Source organism: Paenibacillus amylolyticus, assembly GCF_036894225.1.
GTDB lineage: Bacteria > Bacillota > Bacilli > Paenibacillales > Paenibacillaceae > Paenibacillus > Paenibacillus amylolyticus.
Genome location: NZ_CP145892.1, coordinates 1,267,190 through 1,283,629 on the forward strand (window position 1 = coordinate 1,267,190; position 16,440 = coordinate 1,283,629).

General features: G+C 47.8%; 12 protein-coding genes. 4 read left to right on the plus strand and 8 right to left on the minus strand.

Annotation, left to right across the window (positions count from 1 at the left end; translation table 11 throughout):
* Position 1 precedes the first annotated feature (1 nt).
* Complete coding sequence (mglC, locus tag V6668_RS05610) at positions 2 to 1,021, plus strand: galactose/methyl galactoside ABC transporter permease MglC (RefSeq protein WP_338707903.1); 1,020 nt, start codon at positions 2 to 4, stop codon at positions 1,019 to 1,021.
* A gap of 278 nt (positions 1,022 to 1,299) precedes the next feature.
* On the opposite strand, the gene V6668_RS05615 is transcribed toward mglC, so the two are convergent.
* On the minus strand, positions 1,300 to 1,635 hold the full coding sequence (locus V6668_RS05615) for a hypothetical protein (RefSeq protein ID WP_338707904.1): 336 nt from the start codon (positions 1,633 to 1,635) through the stop codon (positions 1,300 to 1,302).
* Positions 1,636 to 2,050: 415 nt separating this feature from the next.
* Here V6668_RS05615 and V6668_RS05620 point away from each other — a divergent pair, with 415 nt between their 5' ends.
* Positions 2,051 to 3,466, plus strand: a complete 1,416-nt coding sequence (locus V6668_RS05620) for an ATP-binding protein (protein WP_051446985.1) — start codon at positions 2,051 to 2,053, stop codon at positions 3,464 to 3,466.
* Positions 3,467 to 4,145: 679 nt separating this feature from the next.
* On the opposite strand, the gene V6668_RS05625 is transcribed toward V6668_RS05620, so the two are convergent.
* The 7 genes from V6668_RS05625 to V6668_RS05655 form a co-directional block, all read right to left on the minus strand.
* Positions 4,146 to 5,978, minus strand: coding sequence for an ABC transporter ATP-binding protein (locus V6668_RS05625; RefSeq protein ID WP_155985020.1), 1,833 nt, complete (start codon positions 5,976 to 5,978; stop codon positions 4,146 to 4,148).
* Positions 5,971 to 7,755 (minus strand): ABC transporter ATP-binding protein, encoded by a 1,785-nt coding sequence (locus V6668_RS05630; protein WP_036606385.1) that lies wholly within the window; start codon positions 7,753 to 7,755, stop codon positions 5,971 to 5,973. Before V6668_RS05630 ends, V6668_RS05625 begins: the two co-directional genes overlap by 8 nt.
* A gap of 83 nt (positions 7,756 to 7,838) precedes the next feature.
* Positions 7,839 to 8,273, minus strand: a complete 435-nt coding sequence (locus tag V6668_RS05635; RefSeq protein WP_036606386.1) for a MarR family winged helix-turn-helix transcriptional regulator — start codon at positions 8,271 to 8,273, stop codon at positions 7,839 to 7,841.
* 314 nt (positions 8,274 to 8,587) lie between these two features.
* Positions 8,588 to 9,535, minus strand: coding sequence for an iron-hydroxamate ABC transporter substrate-binding protein (locus tag V6668_RS05640; RefSeq protein WP_036606387.1), 948 nt, complete (start codon positions 9,533 to 9,535; stop codon positions 8,588 to 8,590).
* A gap of 61 nt (positions 9,536 to 9,596) precedes the next feature.
* Positions 9,597 to 10,613, minus strand: coding sequence for a FecCD family ABC transporter permease (locus tag V6668_RS05645; RefSeq protein ID WP_036606388.1), 1,017 nt, complete (start codon positions 10,611 to 10,613; stop codon positions 9,597 to 9,599).
* Between the two features lie 2 nt (positions 10,614 to 10,615).
* The gene (locus tag V6668_RS05650) at positions 10,616 to 11,689 is read right to left on the minus strand and encodes a FecCD family ABC transporter permease (protein ID WP_081745833.1); all 1,074 of its coding nucleotides are present in this window, start codon (positions 11,687 to 11,689) and stop codon (positions 10,616 to 10,618) included.
* A 99-nt stretch (positions 11,690 to 11,788) separates the two neighbouring features.
* On the minus strand, positions 11,789 to 13,519 hold the full coding sequence (locus V6668_RS05655) for an AraC family transcriptional regulator (protein ID WP_036606389.1): 1,731 nt from the start codon (positions 13,517 to 13,519) through the stop codon (positions 11,789 to 11,791).
* 476 nt (positions 13,520 to 13,995) lie between these two features.
* Here V6668_RS05655 and V6668_RS05660 point away from each other — a divergent pair, with 476 nt between their 5' ends.
* Entirely contained in the window at positions 13,996 to 14,997 is a 1,002-nt protein-coding gene (locus V6668_RS05660; protein WP_036606390.1) for a Gfo/Idh/MocA family protein, read from the plus strand.
* 21 nt (positions 14,998 to 15,018) lie between these two features.
* Complete coding sequence (locus V6668_RS05665; RefSeq protein WP_036606392.1) at positions 15,019 to 15,642, plus strand: pyroglutamyl-peptidase I; 624 nt, start codon at positions 15,019 to 15,021, stop codon at positions 15,640 to 15,642.
* Positions 15,643 to 16,440: the final 798 nt, after the last annotated feature.

Consider the following 16,440-nt stretch of genomic DNA (forward strand, 5'->3'; position numbering starts at 1 on the left):
GATGAACACACAGATGATCAATCAAGTGAAACAATATGTAACACAACGCGCCATCTTTATCGTACTGATCCTGCTCATTATTGGTATTGCGATTGCTGATCCGAATTTTCTGGCCTTCTCCACACTGCGGGACATCTTACAGCAGTCCTCCACACGGGCCATTATTGCGCTCGGTGCAGCCTTTATCCTTGTCACGGGCGGGGTCGATCTATCCGCTGGACGGGTGGTTGGTCTGACAGCGGTTGTATCGGCATCGATGCTGCAAATTGACGAGTATGCGAACCGGTTCTTCCCCGATCTGCCCCATTTGCCGGTGTTGTTGCCGATTCTGGTTGGAATCACTGCAGGTCTATTCGTGGGTTTGGTCAATGGACTTATTGTAGCCAAATTACATGTGCCACCTTTTATCGCAACGCTGGGTACCATGGTTGCCGTGTATGGACTGAACTCCATTTATTTTGATACGGAACCCAACCAGTCACAGCCGATCGGAGGATTGAGACCCGATTTTACCGTCATTGGCTCTGGATACATTGATCTGGGCGGGGGTTATTCCATCCCGTATATTGTCCTCATTGCTATTGCGGTGGCATTAATCTGCTGGGTGATTTTTAACAAAACACGTCTCGGCAAAAATATGTACGCGATCGGTGGCAACATTCAGGCGGCGCATGTATCCGGAATTCATGTGGCTCGCAACCTGGTGACGCTGTATGCCATTGCAGGTGCACTGTATGGTCTGGGTGGTGTGCTTGAGGCAGCGCGCACAGGTGGAGCAACAAACAATTACGGTAACATGTATGAGCTGGATGCAATTGCCGCATGTGTGGTAGGCGGCGTATCAACGGCAGGTGGTATTGGAACGGTACCCGGGGTTATGGCGGGTGTGCTGATCTTCGGGGTCATTAACTATGGTCTGACGTTTATCGGTGTAAGTCCATACTGGCAGTTGATTATCAAAGGATTGATCATTGTTGCTGCGGTGGCTTTTGATATCCGTAAGTATATGGCGAAGAAATAAGATGAGCCTCAAGAGTTACACCGTTGTACTCCGAGTGCAGTACCATCTTCCGATCGCCCTTATCCCCTGATTTTCTTGATTCCCTATATTATAGGGGAAAATCCGGTGATAAGCGTATGCTTCCGATGTAGCTTTCTCCTAGAAAGCTTTAGGCGAACGCTATCGCTTCTTCAGATTGGTTCTGCACTCTACGTTATGGTGTAAAAATTCCATTCATCTTATATGGTAAAGCAGCAAAGAAGCCAGCCCTCGGGATATAGAGAGCTGGCTTTAATTGTTTAACCATTGACCATCCAATCGATAACGGGGATAACTGGTCCAATGATGCATAAGAGCAACATGAATCCGGCGACGTTATAAGATACACTTGTGCCATAATGCGAACGATTTTTTTTGGCGATCAAGAAGGCAGGAATCCAGAAGAGGGCTGCTACTACAAAAGGAATGTGAAGTCCTTGAGTTCCGTTGCTATAAATCGGTATGTTTATTAAGTTAAAAAGATAATGACTGATCATAAAATTTGTTTTGCCCCATTGGAAATTAAAGGCGAGACCCATCAATAGTACGAGTAGAGATAGAGTACCCAGACCGAAAGGTTTTCGTTGTGTTGTCATGTGATATCCTCCATAAGAAAGTATTTATCCTAAATTAATCCATTAATGTATTGTACCACAATAATGATTTATGCGAAGAGGAATTGTTTCACTTTTGTTGATTACAATTACATCATATGTCCTATTGCCTTCATAATTTATACATTCGTGCGAATTTGGCGAGCCTCCACTAATCGACAACATCAGCTAATCATAATCGATATAATACATGTACATAAGTTATTTGATGTGAGTTTTATGTCAAAGGGGGCGAGGCTGTTTGCTTAGTTACACGATGAAAATGGTGATATTCCCGCTAGGTTGTCTGCTTGTCATTCTGTCCTCTTATGTTCTCAGGCTTACCCCTAATATGGCAATAATGTCACTTTCGGCGACATTATTGGTAGCAAGTATTTATGGGGAGAGACGATATCCTGTGCTGCGAAAATTTCAGTGGATTTTTCTCGGGATATTCCACTATTTCAGTGAACTGAACTGGTGCAACATGCTGTATTATATGCTCATTATTTCAATGATCCAGGACAAACCAAGGTTGACGCAGACCTTGCCGATTTCGTTGCTGCTTATGCTGCAATATACGTTGATTCGGCTTTCGTATGTGCCTGTAGATACATATGCTTTGCTGGTTTCGTTATTTGACCTGTTAACCTCGGTTGTTATCATTTTTTTGTACCATACCTTAATCAACAGTGAGGTCGAGAAGCGTAGGCTTCGGGAAAAAAATCGGTTCCTGACCCTGCATGATCCGCTTACCGGACTGTTGAATTACGAAGGTTACATGGAGGTGTTACATAAGACAGTAGAAGAGCAACGGTCTTTTTTGCTTGTCCTTCTGAACGTCAATAACTTTAGCGGCTTTAAAAAAGAGTCAGAAGATCCTTGGTGTACGGTAATCACAGGTACAGGCCAGATGATCAGCAATCATTTCACCGAGGCCTATGGCATATCCCGGTATGCAGGAGACCGATTTGCGGTCGTTTTGCCAGAGATACAGGATGTGGAAGAACGAATGTCGTCACTACTATCCGTGCAACTTCAAGGACTCCAGGTAAGCTACAGCATCTCCCTGTACCCGGAAATGTCGGATTCGTTGCAGCACTTTATGACGGTAGCCGAGGATAGGCTGCTTCAACAACAGCGCAGCAAATGGCTGAAAAATGAAGAAGAAGTATTTCGTTCCGAGAGACTAAGGGCTGTAGGTGAACTGGCCGCGGGTATGGCTCACGAAATTCGGAACCCGCTTACCGCAATTCGGGGATTCCTGCAGCTGTCCCGTGGACAAGCGTTTAATATCGCGCCATGGTATGAAGTGATTATGGGTGAGGTGACAAGAGTAACCGATCTGACGGCTGAATTTTTGCAGTTTTCCAAACCACATGCGAATCACATGAAGCCTGAACATTTGGGTCACTGCCTTGAACGAGTGATGTCTTTGACCGAGTCAGATGCGGCATCCCGAGGGCATCAAATTACGCTTGAAATGACTAATGAGCCAGTTGTGATCATCATGGATCGAGATAAAATTGTGCAGGTATTGATCAATCTGATTCGTAACGCTTTTGAAGCAATGACAGACCCTGGTGAGGTCCATATGGATTTGTTGCAGGACGGAGACGCAGTGCTCATTTCAATTACAGATACAGGAAGCGGCATTCCGGAAAATTCGCTATCCACCATCTTTAATCCATTTTATACAACCAAAGAAGAAGGTACGGGACTGGGACTTGCGCTCTGCCAGAAAATCGTTCAGGATCACAATGGTAAGATTACCGTCCATAGTGAAATGGGGGTTGGTTCCACCTTCACGCTTCATCTGCCAATGGAGACGTAAATCATATAACTTACCAGAGATAGCAATTAAGTAGTCATTAGACAAAAACATAAAAACGCCGCATGGGTCCAGAAGAACCCCGTGCGGCGTTTAATATTTCGATTAATAAAGTTAATGTGTGGAGACCACATCGGTTCCGATCATTTTAGATATATAAGAGTGTGACTTTAAATTCAAGTAAGCGATATGATGATGGAGGTCAGCGTATAAAAGTCTGAAGTTCAAGCCGGTTGATCCTGGCGAATGGGTAGTCGATTTTCTAAGGAACATAGGACGTCTTATTTGGCCTTCAAGTCCTTACTTTAATTTGTAAGAAACTTCAGACACGTTATTTCCCAACATCCCATGAAAAAACGCTGAAAATGGCTGTTTATTTGGATATAACGTGTCTCAGGTTCTTTAGATTTCTGAGGGAGCTTCAAAAGCTTGAATAAGGCGCCTCAGATTCGTTAGTTTACGCTCTTGCTCTGTTCCAACCGCGAGCTGGACGATGTCCTCAAGCCCGCCCCGGCACGGAGTGGAGCTTTTCATTTGGAATAGATTAAATCCACTTTTGTGGCATATTGATCGCTTGTTCGCACGCGAAGGACATGTTCTCCCACATTCAGGATACAGCACATTCGCTTGCTCCGTACGCGCTAAGGTCCACTTCGGCATGGATTAACTTTGCAGAGTCGCTTTAGTTCGACTTATTGAGCTGTCCCTGATGTAACTGATAGTAGAATCCTTGTTGCTTCATCAACTCATCATGGTTGCCCCGTTCAGCGATCTGTCCATCATCAATGACGAGAATCTGATCGGCTTCACGAATCGTGCTCAGTCTGTGGGCGATGACAAAGCTGGTACGGTCTTTCATTAAAGTGCGCATCGCTTCCTGAATGTGCATCTCCGTGCGCGTATCAATGCTACTCGTTGCTTCATCCAGAATAAGAATGGCCGGATCAGCCAGAATTGCCCGGGCAATGGTCAGCAGTTGTCGTTGTCCCTGACTCAGGTTGCTTCCCCCGGAAATGATGGGGGTGTCGTAACCTTGTGACAGTTTTCGGATGAACGAATGTGCATTCGCCAGCTCAGCCGCTTGCCTGATCTGTTCATCGGTTGCGTCGGGCTTGCCGTAGGCGAGATTGTCGCGAATGGTACCCGAGAACAGGTAGGCATCCTGAAGTACAATGCCGAGTTGCCGACGGAGTTGATCCTTCTCCAGTTCCGAGATGTTACATCCATCGATGGTAATCCGTCCGCCTGTAATCTCGTAGAAACGGGGTAACAGGTTGATAATGGTCGTTTTGCCTGCGCCGGTGGGTCCAACAAGTGCAATCATCTCCCCAGGTTTTGCAGTAAAACTGACCTTCTTCAAAATGTCTCGCTCCGCACTGTATCCGAAAGAGACGTCTTCAAATACCACTTTACCTTGAATCTGGTCCAGTTGTTTCTTCTGTTCCTCTACGTATTCGCTAGGCGTATCCATAATGTGAAACACACGTTCAGCACCTGCAATTGCAGCCTGAATCAGATTGTACTGATTGGCCAGATCGTTGAGCGGCCGCTCAATCTGGCGGGAGTAAGCGAGAAAGCTGACGATCAGTCCGATGGACGTCATTTCATGATAAGCCATCCATCCACCTACAGAAGCCAGTATGGCAAACCCGATATTATTCATCACGTTCATCGTAGGTCCAACCAAACCCGAAACGGTCTGGGCCTGTGTGCTGGAAGTGCGCAGTTTCTCGTTCAAATTCTCAAAATGTTGATGTGCCTGATCCTGACGGTTATAAGCCGCTACGACTTTTTGTCCAGCAATGGTTTCCTGAGCATACCCATTAAGCTCACCAAGCAATTTCTGCTGGGCTGTGAAGTGTTTACGTGTTCTTGACGCGATCAGGCGAGTGGCGATGGTAATCAACGGTACAGTCACCAGACTGAGCAGGGTAAGCCGTACATCAAGTGCAAACATGATCGACAAGGAACCAACGAGCAGGATGGCACTGGACATCAATTGGGTTACGCTTTGATTCAGCGTTGTAGATACGTTATCGATATCATTGGTCGCCCGGCTCATGAGATCCCCGCTTTGATTTTTATCAAAAAAATGGACAGGCAGCTCTTGTAGTCGGGAGAACAATGCATGTCGCAGATCCTTAACGGTCAGTTGGGACACACCAATCATGACATAGGATTGAGCCCACATCAGGAGTGAGCCAAGGACATACACACTCAGCAAAAGAAGACATTCCTTCAGCAAACCCGCTGTTACTTTGGGCACAATATGTTCGTTTACGGCGCGGCCGAGAAGGTAAGGTCCTGCCAGATTGAGCAGTGTTCCAAGAGCCGTCAGCACTAATGCAGCGATAACTCCTTTGCGATGACGTCCCATGTACGACCATACCCGAATCAGGGCGTGGCGAGCATTTTTGGCTCTGACTTTGGGAACAGGTCCTCTGCCCGCTGGTCCGGGTCTTCCGATGGGAGGCACGACCGTTTGTTGTATGGAGGAAGATGCAGGTTTAGCCAAATTGAACATCCTCCTTCCGTTGCTGCGAATAATAGATGGCTTGATAGTGTGATGAATGAGCCATAAGGTCATCATGTGTGCCTCTGGCAACGATCTGTCCTTCATCAATGACATATATACAGTCTGCATCCTTCACGGAGGAGATCCGCTGTGCAATCAAAAAGGTCGTGCTGTCTTTCATCAAGGACTGCAAAGCCTTCTGAATGCTCGCTTCCGTACGCAGATCAACAGCACTGGTGCTATCATCCAGAATCAGTACTTCCGGTCGCATGAGCAGGGCGCGTGCAATGGATATCCGCTGTTTCTGTCCACCGGACAGATTGACCCCGCGTTGACCCAGCTCCGTGTCATACCCATCTTTCAGTTTCATAATAAAATCATCCGCTGCCGCAGCTTGTGCCGCAGCACGCAATTCAGCATCCGTTGCACCGGGCCGGCCGAAGCAAATGTTATCCCGGATGCTGCCGCTGAACAGGATGGATTCCTGTAGCACAATGGACACACGGCTGCGAAGATCCTGAAGATCCCAGTGGCGAACGTTCACTCCATTCACGAGCACTTCACCCTGCGAAGCATCGTATAGACGGGGAATCAGCTGCACCAGCGAGGTTTTGCCTGAACCTGTTGAACCGATCAGGGCCACTTTCTCACCCGGGCGAGCCTTCAGGTTAATGTCAGTGAGTGCATGGTCTCCGTCATAACGGAAAGATACGTCTCTGAACTCCACTTGACCGCCTGTGTGGGAGGGAAGAGAAGACGTTTGGTTTCGGGACTGATCACGAGTAGACGGGGATGACTGTACATTCCCGGAGTTATCGGTTCCCGATTGAATATCCGGCTGTGTATGTAACACCTCGTTGATCCGTGCAGCAGATACCTTGGCACGGGAGAAACTCATCATCATCATGCCGATCGACGTGAGGGACGAGAGTACAACCGTGACATAGTTGATAAAAGCAATCAGATCTCCGGCAGCAATATCGCCTCCGACTACCTGGAAACCTCCAAACCACAGCACCGCTACAATGGTAGCGTTCAGCATCAGGCTGAGTACGGGTGCATTCAGTGTGACAATACGCCAGGCTTTGACGGCAGTTGAGGTGTAATCTTCATTGGATTGTTTGAACCGCTTTTTCTCCAGACGCGCACGTGCAAACGCCTTGACGACACGAATGCCGGCAAGATTCTCCTGAAGCACAGCGTTGACCTGATCAAGCTTGCTCTGCACACTGGCGAACAGCGGATAGGAAGCTTTTATCAGAATAAATAAAATAATAAACAGCACCGGTACAGTTGCAATAAGAATCAAAGCTAGCTTTACACTGATCGTAAACGCCATGATGATACTACCGATGATTAGCATTGGTGAACGGATAAACATCCGTAGCAGCATCTGTACAAAGGTCTGCATCTGGGTAATGTCACTGGTCAGACGAGTGATCAGAGATCCTTCCTGAAACGTATCCAGATTGCGGAAGGAGAAGGTTTGAATATGGTCAAACAGTTCTTGGCGCAGATCTGTGCCGTATCCAACGGCAGCTTTACTTGAATAGAGTGTACAGCCTGCGCCGCCAACCCAGCCGATTAACGCAACAAGTAGCATGATCAGACCTGTAGTCACGATATGGGGCAGATTCCCTGCAAGTACACCATCATCCACGATGCTGGACATCAGCTTGGGCTGGAGCAGGTCCATGGTAACCTCAAGTACCATGAGCAGCGGGGCGACGATTGCCGCCGACTTATACGGGGTCAAGAATCGTTTTAACGTCCACAATAGGGAATCACCTCAATCTTCATAGCATAAGTGAATCAATTTCATAATACCTTTAGCTGCTTCAATCGCGAATCTGCATCACCTCAAGATTCACGCAGGTTTTGGAGCATACGATGTGCAAGTGCAGACATGATCTCGGATTCTTCCGGTGTAAAATCTTTCTGGGCTTGCTGTTCCAATTTCTGAATCACTTCTCTCAATTCTTGTAGCGCGGAGCGCCCCTGATCCGTCAGGTATACCCGCAGACTGCGCATATCTTTTGGGTCTGCTTCACGTCTCACATAACCGGATGATTCCATGCGCTTGAGCATCACGGTTACCGTTGCGGGACTGCGCTGAAGTTGTTTGGCCAGGTTTTTCTGGGATTGGCCATCTTCCCGTTCAAGCTGGAACAGCAAAGGGGGCTGCCCCGGGTATAACTCGGGGTGGTTCACAAGTTTCTCATGAACCTTGTAGCGTTTCAGTTTCACGAGTTCGGATAGCTGTCCCATTAACCGATCATTTTGGACTGGGTTCATATCATCTACTCCATTTCTACCTTCATTCCATCTTCTCGGTACTGAAAACCAGACTTTTTGAACATGCACATTTAGTTAGTCGACTAAATAAATCTTAAGTTTGATTTGAAATATCGTCAAGTGAATACAAGTCGTTAATTTTGGATTTAAGGTATTTCCAGGTCGATTGGCTGGAAAGTAAACAAGTAAAATAGATAAGAAAAAAACAAAAACCTCTGCTTTGAGCGGAAGAGAGTATGATAACTAACTCTGTTCCGGTCTCTAAGAGAGGTTTTTTGGTATTGTGACACGTTAAGTGTGGAGTGTAAGGAAAATCATTTTTTGGAGAACATTTCTTTGGCTTCATCCATGGCCATTTTATTACCGATCGATGAATAATCCAGCCAAGGTTGTGCGCCAATCGTGTAGACATGGCCGGCTTTGACTGCTTTCAGACCTTGCCAGATCGGATTGTTTTGCAGCTCCTTGAACATGGTCTGGGCTTCATCATCCGAATTCACAACTACAAAGATCACATCTGCATCATAGTCCGGCAATATTTCACGAGAGACGACTTGATACGGTTTAGTCGAATCGATATCTGTGATCCCTTTGGCAGGAGTCAGACCGAGATCCTCATACAAAATGGGACCCATGGGACGGCGTGTACTGAATACACGTAATTCTTTAGCAGTAACACGGATTGCCATCACAGTCCCATCACCAATCGTGTCATGAATCAGAGATTTCACTTCTTCCGTTTCGGTTGCGTAGTCCTGAATGTATTGCTCGGCTTCCTTCTCGCGATTTACGAGTTTGCCAATGTCTTTCAGATGGTCGCGCCATGTACCGTCATCCAGATTGAAGACATGCACCGGAGCAATTTTTTCGAATTTGGCAATATCACCACCGGAGAATTCTTCGTCCAGATAGATCACATCGGGTTTCAGGGCAAGCAAAGCTTCCATATCCGGGTCTTTAACCGGACCAAGTGGCGTTGTATTTTGAAGTTGATCAGCAACATGGGACAGGAAACCTTTGGCTTCGCCACCGATAACGGAACCAACCGGAGTAATGCCGAGAGACAGCAGATCATTGGTCAGATGGATCGACATGGAGGCAATACGTTGCTCTCCCGAACTTGCACTGTTGTCTTGATTCTTGGTTGAAGTATCCGTGGACGAACCACCAGAAGCAGATGATGAATTATTGGTCGTTCCACAGGCTGCAAGCACAAGCACCAGACAGATACTCATGACAAGCATAAGATTTTTCTTTAACATGGGTAATCACATTCTCCTTGAACATCTCTTGGATGTCTTAATTGTTTTTTTGAAAAAAAGATCACTTGCTTCGTACTAACAGGTACAAAAAGTAAGGTGCACCAATCGCAGCAACCACCACGCCTGCCGGAATGGCATTAGGCTGAAAGATCGTTCGCCCGATTGTATCGGCGGTCACCAGAATAACCATACCGATGAGTCCGGCAGCAGGGATCAGATGCCTATGCATCGGACCGACAAGCCTACGCGCCAGATGCGGCGCTGCCAGACCGATAAAGCCGATTCCACCAGCCATGGATACACTGACGGCAGACAAGGCCACGGCACAGAGCAGCAAAATAACACGCTGGGATCGAACAGGCGTCCCAATACTGGTTGCGGCAGCATCACCAAGGTTGAAGGCATCAAGCGTTTTGGATCGACTCCAGATGTACGAGATACATAACACCACCCAAGGAAGCAAAGCTTGTACATGAATCCAATCCCGGCCCCAGACGCTTCCTGCCAACCAGCGAGCGGCAAAGGAATAGGTGTCTTCATCCAGACGCAGGGAAAGGTAGAGTGTCAACGCATGGAACCCGGCCGCTACCGCGATTCCCACCAGAATCAGCTTAATGGGTGATACGCCGTTGTGCCGATCATAAGATAACAGCATGATGATCAGGGCGGCAGCAACACTGCCTGCAAAAGCAAACAACGGGATCAGCAAGGCCACAGAACCATCCATCGTAAAGGAGAGACTAACAAACACCATTAGTCCAAATGCAGCCCCTGCATGTAATCCCAGAATGCCCGGGTCCGCCAATGGATTGCGGGTGATCCCTTGCAAGGCTGCTCCGGCAATACCAAGTCCTGCTCCGGCCAGTACAGTTACCAGGATGCGAGGCAGTCGGTAATCAAACAGTACAATCTGATCATCCGAACTGCCATTACCAAACAAAGTCTGTAACACAGCCGCTGGGGAGAGACGAATGGTTCCCGTGTTCAGGCTGATCACAATAACGGCAATGGCGATACAGAGCAGCGTGATACTGACGACTATCGAACGTTTACCTCGTGAAGGTGTATTAAAATTCATCGCTACAAGGCCCTCCTTTCTTTACGGGCCAGATAGAGGAAGAAAGGTACACCGACAAAAGCGACCATAATGCCTACCGCGAGCTCCTCGGGCGGGTTCACGATGCGTGAGCCCAGATCAGCGAGCACCAGTAATATCGCTCCAAGCAGAGAAGACATCGGAATGATGAGTCGATAATCCACACCCACCAGTTTGCGTGAGATATGAGGGATGACAAGTCCGACAAATCCAATCGAGCCTACTGCCGACACGGACACACCAGCCAGCACAACAACCGCTGCGAGGGCGAGAAACCTCGTCCAGCGCAAGTTAATCCCGAGATTAATCGCTACTTCTTCACCGAGTGACATAAGGGATACACGCCGGGCGAGTGGCATGATCAGTACCAGCGTCACGAGCAGCACGGGAAGGATTAACTTCAGATGCCGCCATTCTATTCCGCCAAAACCTCCCGCATACCAGAAGGCCAGATCCTGACTCAGGTCAAAATAAATGGCAACACCTGTGCTGAGCGAGGTTAACATGGCTGCAATAACCGCTCCGGCAACGGTCAGTCTGATGGAATTCAGACCACCAGGTGCTGCCATTCCAAGCAGGAAGATAAGCAGTGTGCCCAGAACAGCTCCCACGAATGATAAAAACATAATCCAGCCGTATGGCAGTCCGGGCCAAAAGGCAAAGCTCAGTGCTACGACAAAAGTGGCTCCAGCATTAATGCCCAGAATGCCCGTGTCTGCCAGCGGATTACGCGTAATGCCTTGCATTAAAGCTCCTGCAACGGCAAAGGCAGCGCCGATAATAACCGCGGCAAGGACACGAGGCAGCCGCAGCTCATGAATAATCTGATGTGGTGTCAAAGCTGGGTTGTACTGAAATATGGCAGCCCATACGGTTTCCAGCGTTAGCCCTTTGGCACCTAAAGAGATTGCGACAAACATACTTAGCAGCAGTATGGCTATGGCAGACAAAAACGTCAGCCCAACGGTCACTGCAGATTTTCTTGAATTAGACGGACGATGTGGCAGTCCCGGATGTTGAATACGGGTCACTCCTTTGGTACCAACAACGTATTTCATTGTTATTGATTATCATTATCAATTAGTGATCATTATAGAATCTTAATTCAGGCCCGTACATGGCATAAATTAAGATTCTGGAGATGGACATTTTTTAGATTACAAAAGTGAAGGTTTGTTCGTCAACATAGAGAGCGCTTCATCGAGCTGGATGTTGATGGAATATGGAGCATATACGACCCATGAATTCCAGTCGATGAGATGTACACGTCCGTTTTTTACCGCAGGATGGCTGTTCCACAGTGGATTCGAAGCCATCTCTTTCAACAGTGTTGCCTTTTCATGCATAGAATTAATCGCCAGTACCAGCACATCTGCCTCCAGTCCGTCCCATTCTCCTGGTGTGAAGGGCAGCCAGTTGAATCCAACGCCGGGAGATTTGCCAGCCAGTTCGGTTTGAATGCGCTGAGGAGCGGCCAATTGCAAGGTTCGATAAAAGACATGTCCAAAGTTCCGATGGCTGTACATCCGTGGACCTTTAGGTGTTAACGTGCCAACGGCAACGGTGATGTCCCCGACGAATTCCTTGATTTTTTTGCGTGCACGCTCTGCCTTGCGTTCATGTCGATCCAGCCAATCTGTGGCTGCCTGGGTACGATCCACAATGGATGCAATCTGATGCAGATGACCAAAGACGTCTGTCTGGTTCCAGGCAATCGTAATGATGGGCGCGACATCGCCAATATGCTCCATCGCTTTGGCAGCTGCATTGTCCTTGGTCAGAATCAATTCAGGATTCACATCCAGGAAAGCCTGACGTCCCTGTTCCCAAGGTTCATAGGCGTGGAAGGGCAGCGTCAGCGATTTGGGCATATGAGGAAGATGGCCTTGGATCTGAGCTGCGCATGGCGTGATGCCAAGTGTCATCAGGTGGTCCGTGTATGGATAGGAGAGCGACACGATATTTCGGTGGACCTGCTTCGAATAGGAAGTTGGCGCATAACCGGCATGGTTTCGGAAACGTCGGCTGAAATAAAATTCGTCACGGTAACCCACTTTACGAGCCACATCACGGATACGCAGATCGGAAGTGAGCAGCAATTCCTTGGCCCGGTTCATACGCAGATGAGTGATGTACTCAATCGGATTTTTCTGCATGCGGCTCTTGAATAGCTGCGAGTAATAGGACGGGTGCATGTCAGCCAGTTCAGCCAGCTTCTCCAGCTTGATCTCGTGCATATAGTTTTCGCGCATGTATTGCAGGGTGGACCTGAGCCACTGTTCGGGTTCATCCTGCCCAGCCCCCACGTCAGTCTGGTCTTCTTGAGGCCAGAGCATATGTAACAGTTCCGTCAGGAAGAGCTGTGCTTTCAAGCCCCTTTCCAAACCTTCATTGCTTAATTGTGTAAGCTGTGCGGCAATGCGCTGTATACCGTAAAATGGGCCCTGAATCCAGCCTGTAACAGGTGAACTGAGCTCACGTTCGTAGATTCGTCTGGCTTTTGTTTTCTCCGTAGCCCGATACATATCAAAGTGAATGATATACAGTTCAATATCATGGTCTTCATCACTAAACAGTTCAATTGCAGTTCCTGGTAGGGACAGAAAAGCTGATTTGCGAACCACGTGAGATTTGATTCCATTCATGATCAGTTGGCCTGTGAATTTGTGCATGTATATGAAGGTATGATGAGCTAACTCAGTTGTGGACCAGCGCCATTTCTCACGGGTTATAATATGTTCTGCCTGACGAAGTTCGATCAGGGTATCATTCAAGAATGTATCCAGGTCTGCTCGGATTGAGGATTCCTTTTCTGAATTGGGACTCGTCTGCTGGTGCAACGTGTGTGGATTCATGCCGCTGTGGGCGGTAGCGGGGATGGTAGTCATGTTGCTATGCGACCTCCTCTCTTTGGAACAGTTTAGGTAATAATTGAATCTGGAACGTACCATATTTTCTCGGACCTGAACGTCTATTGATACGTTTGGCATGATGTAGTGAATACTGGCTGCCTTGTCAAAAGCACGTTTGCAGTATAGCCAGATGTTTTATGAATAGCACAGGGTATATGATCCCGTTATCAGATGTGATCGATAGTTTAACCAGATTGTCGCTAGTTACAAGTATGTTTACGGACAAGACTTCTTGGCCCTAGTCTGCTGATAATCTTAGCAAATCTACTGGAGAATTGAAATGTACACAGATATGTTCGAGGCCCTGATGAGCTTGAAGTCTATTGAAAGCACATAATCGAAATCGTTTTCTGACGTAAGCGTTTCTTTTTGGTAAAATAAAGGGGATAACATGTTGGCCTGATCTGAATCATGAACCTTTTCAACTCAAATTGCAGTAGGGAGGCTTTAATATGACAGAAGTAGTGGGACGGGACAAAGTACGCTGGGGCATTATGGGCACGGGATGGATTGCATCCCAGTTTGCAAGGGATCTGGAGCATGCGGGAAACGCTGTGAAAGCAGCGGTAGGTTCACGGACAGCGGGAAGTGCGGAGAAGTTTGCAGCTGAATATGGTTTTGCACGCGCTTACGGTTCTTATGAAGAGATGCTGCAAGATCCTGAGGTAGATATTATCTATGTGGCAACACCTCACCCTGTGCATAAGGAGAATGTAGTGGCTTGTCTGGAGGCAGGTAAAGCGGTGCTCTGTGAAAAGCCATTTACGATGAATGCACGTCAGTTGGAGCAACTGGTGGAGACGGCACGGGAGCGTAACCTTTTCCTGATGGAAGGGATGTGGACACGCTTTTTGCCACCGATCGCTCAAGCCAGAGCATGGATTGCAGAAGGACGAATTGGTGAAGTACGTTTGCTCCAGGCAGACTTTGGATTCCGTGTCGGCTGGGAGCCGGAAGGAAGGTTGCTTAATCCGGATCTGGGTGGAGGCGCATTGTTGGATGCAGGGGTGTACCCGATCTCCTTTGCATCGATGATCTTTGGCGAACAGCCCCAGCATGTATGGAGTACAGCCAATATCGGTGAGACGGGTGTGGACGAGCAATTTTCCGTGTTGTTGTCCTATTCCGAGGGACGTTCTGCATCACTGAGTGCTGCCATTCGTCTGAACCTTAGCAATGAAGCGGTCATATACGGTACGGAAGGCAAGATTCGTCTTCCTTTATTCTTGGCGGGTAAAGAAGCCTATCTGCATGTGAATGGTCAGGACGAGCCGGAGAAGTTCACGGATGATCGAACATGTATTGGTTATGCTTTTGAGGCAGAAGAAGCGGGACGTTGTATCCTCGAAGGTCGGATGGAGAGCAACACCATTAAACTGGACGAATCCTTGGAAATCATGAAGCTGATGGACACGATTCGGGGCCAGTGGGGATTACGTTACAAATCGGAGTAAACAGACAGGAGCTGACGTGTGATGGTGAAGATTCTGATATCCGGGTTTGAACCTTTTGGCGGGGATGCGGTGAATCCGACGGGGGTATTAATGGATGCTCTTGCAAACGAAGTGATCGAGGGTGCTGAGCTAAAAACAGTACTGTTGCCCGTGCACTTCGATGAATGTGCAGACCTGCTGATCGCAGAGATGGAAGCCTATCGGCCAGATGTCGTTATCGCCTGTGGGCTGGCCAAGGGCAGAACATCCATCACACCGGAGCGGATCGCCGTGAATGTCAAAGATATTCCGCCAGGCTCCTACGCGGATAACCAAGGACAGCGTCCTATGGACGAGCCAATTGTAGATGGCAGCCCGGACGGTTTGTTCTCCACGTTGCCCATACGTGCCATGGTGAATGACATGTCCGCAGCGGGTATTCCAGCTACCGTGTCCAATACAGCAGGTACATATATCTGCAACAACACAATGTATCGAATACTGGATTATATTCGAGTAGGGCAACTTCCAATCCGTGCCGGATTTGTACACTTTCCTGCCTCCACAGAGATGGCTGTGTTGCAGCCTTCCGTTCCGTCGCTTCCTATTCCAATGATGCTGGATGCGCTGCGGATCATGATCCGCACGGTTGTGGCTGATTCGTAGGGGATGGTTGCGATCGTTCGGCTGCGGTTGCAGGAGAACGTAGGCGAGGGTTAGATTCGTAGACCGCAGTTGTGAGAGGGAGAGCAGTGGGGTGGATGATGGAGTACAGTAGGGTTCAAGATGACGTGGAGAGCGTGTAGTTGCATGGTTTTTGTCTGCTTCGATCTTGGGTTGAGCAGAGTGTTAGATATGAGTATAAATATGAAGTTGAATAGAGAGTAAAAAAAGAGCTGTCCCATCGTCATAAGTCTGACGTTAGGGGACAGCTCTTTCTATTTCGTGTGTCATGTGTCATGGGTAGTGTAGTCCAACATGGTTAGTGAGGTCACTAGTTTGCAGCAAAGAATCTTGATGAAAGTTTTTTGCCTAGTTAAAAATTAGACTCTAAAACCGCAAACCGCAAACCTCAAATCCGAAACCCATTAAGGCTTATACAACTGTTGTTGGAAAGTAGGAATTCAGCAAAACAGGTACGGGGCAGTTAAAGGACAGACTCCGATTCGTGCCCTCCTGAATGCGACCTTTACTAACCCTAAGTAACTAAGCTCTTAAGAAACAAGACGCAAGGACACCACCATCACCCTGGCTAGCTAAGTGGTTTGTATCCACGAAAACCCCGAATAGACTTCTACGAAGCTTACTCCTCAGAACACCTTGGAACGGACTCAAACGAACCGAGCACACGCTATTCTAGGAAAATCTGCACATACCAATTTCTAACGAATCGTAGGATCGTTATTGGGTGGAATGAAGCGAATTTGTTGGTGATATGAACGAGATTTAGCCGAATACGGTGTC

Bases quoted from the DNA above. Each gene is read 5' to 3' on its own strand.
- mglC (WP_338707903.1), top strand. From the start codon at position 2: ATGAACACACAGATGATCAATCAAGTGAAACAATATGTAACACAACGC.
- V6668_RS05615 (WP_338707904.1), bottom strand. From the start codon at position 1,635: ATGACAACACAACGAAAACCTTTCGGTCTGGGTACTCTATCTCTACTC.
- V6668_RS05635 (WP_036606386.1), bottom strand. From the start codon at position 8,273: ATGAACCCAGTCCAAAATGATCGGTTAATGGGACAGCTATCCGAACTC.
- V6668_RS05640 (WP_036606387.1), bottom strand. From the start codon at position 9,535: ATGTTAAAGAAAAATCTTATGCTTGTCATGAGTATCTGTCTGGTGCTT.
- V6668_RS05645 (WP_036606388.1), bottom strand. From the start codon at position 10,613: ATGAATTTTAATACACCTTCACGAGGTAAACGTTCGATAGTCGTCAGT.
- V6668_RS05650 (WP_081745833.1), bottom strand. From the start codon at position 11,689: ATGAAATACGTTGTTGGTACCAAAGGAGTGACCCGTATTCAACATCCG.
- V6668_RS05655 (WP_036606389.1), bottom strand. From the start codon at position 13,519: ATGACTACCATCCCCGCTACCGCCCACAGCGGCATGAATCCACACACG.
- V6668_RS05660 (WP_036606390.1), top strand. From the start codon at position 13,996: ATGACAGAAGTAGTGGGACGGGACAAAGTACGCTGGGGCATTATGGGC.
- V6668_RS05665 (WP_036606392.1), top strand. From the start codon at position 15,019: ATGGTGAAGATTCTGATATCCGGGTTTGAACCTTTTGGCGGGGATGCG.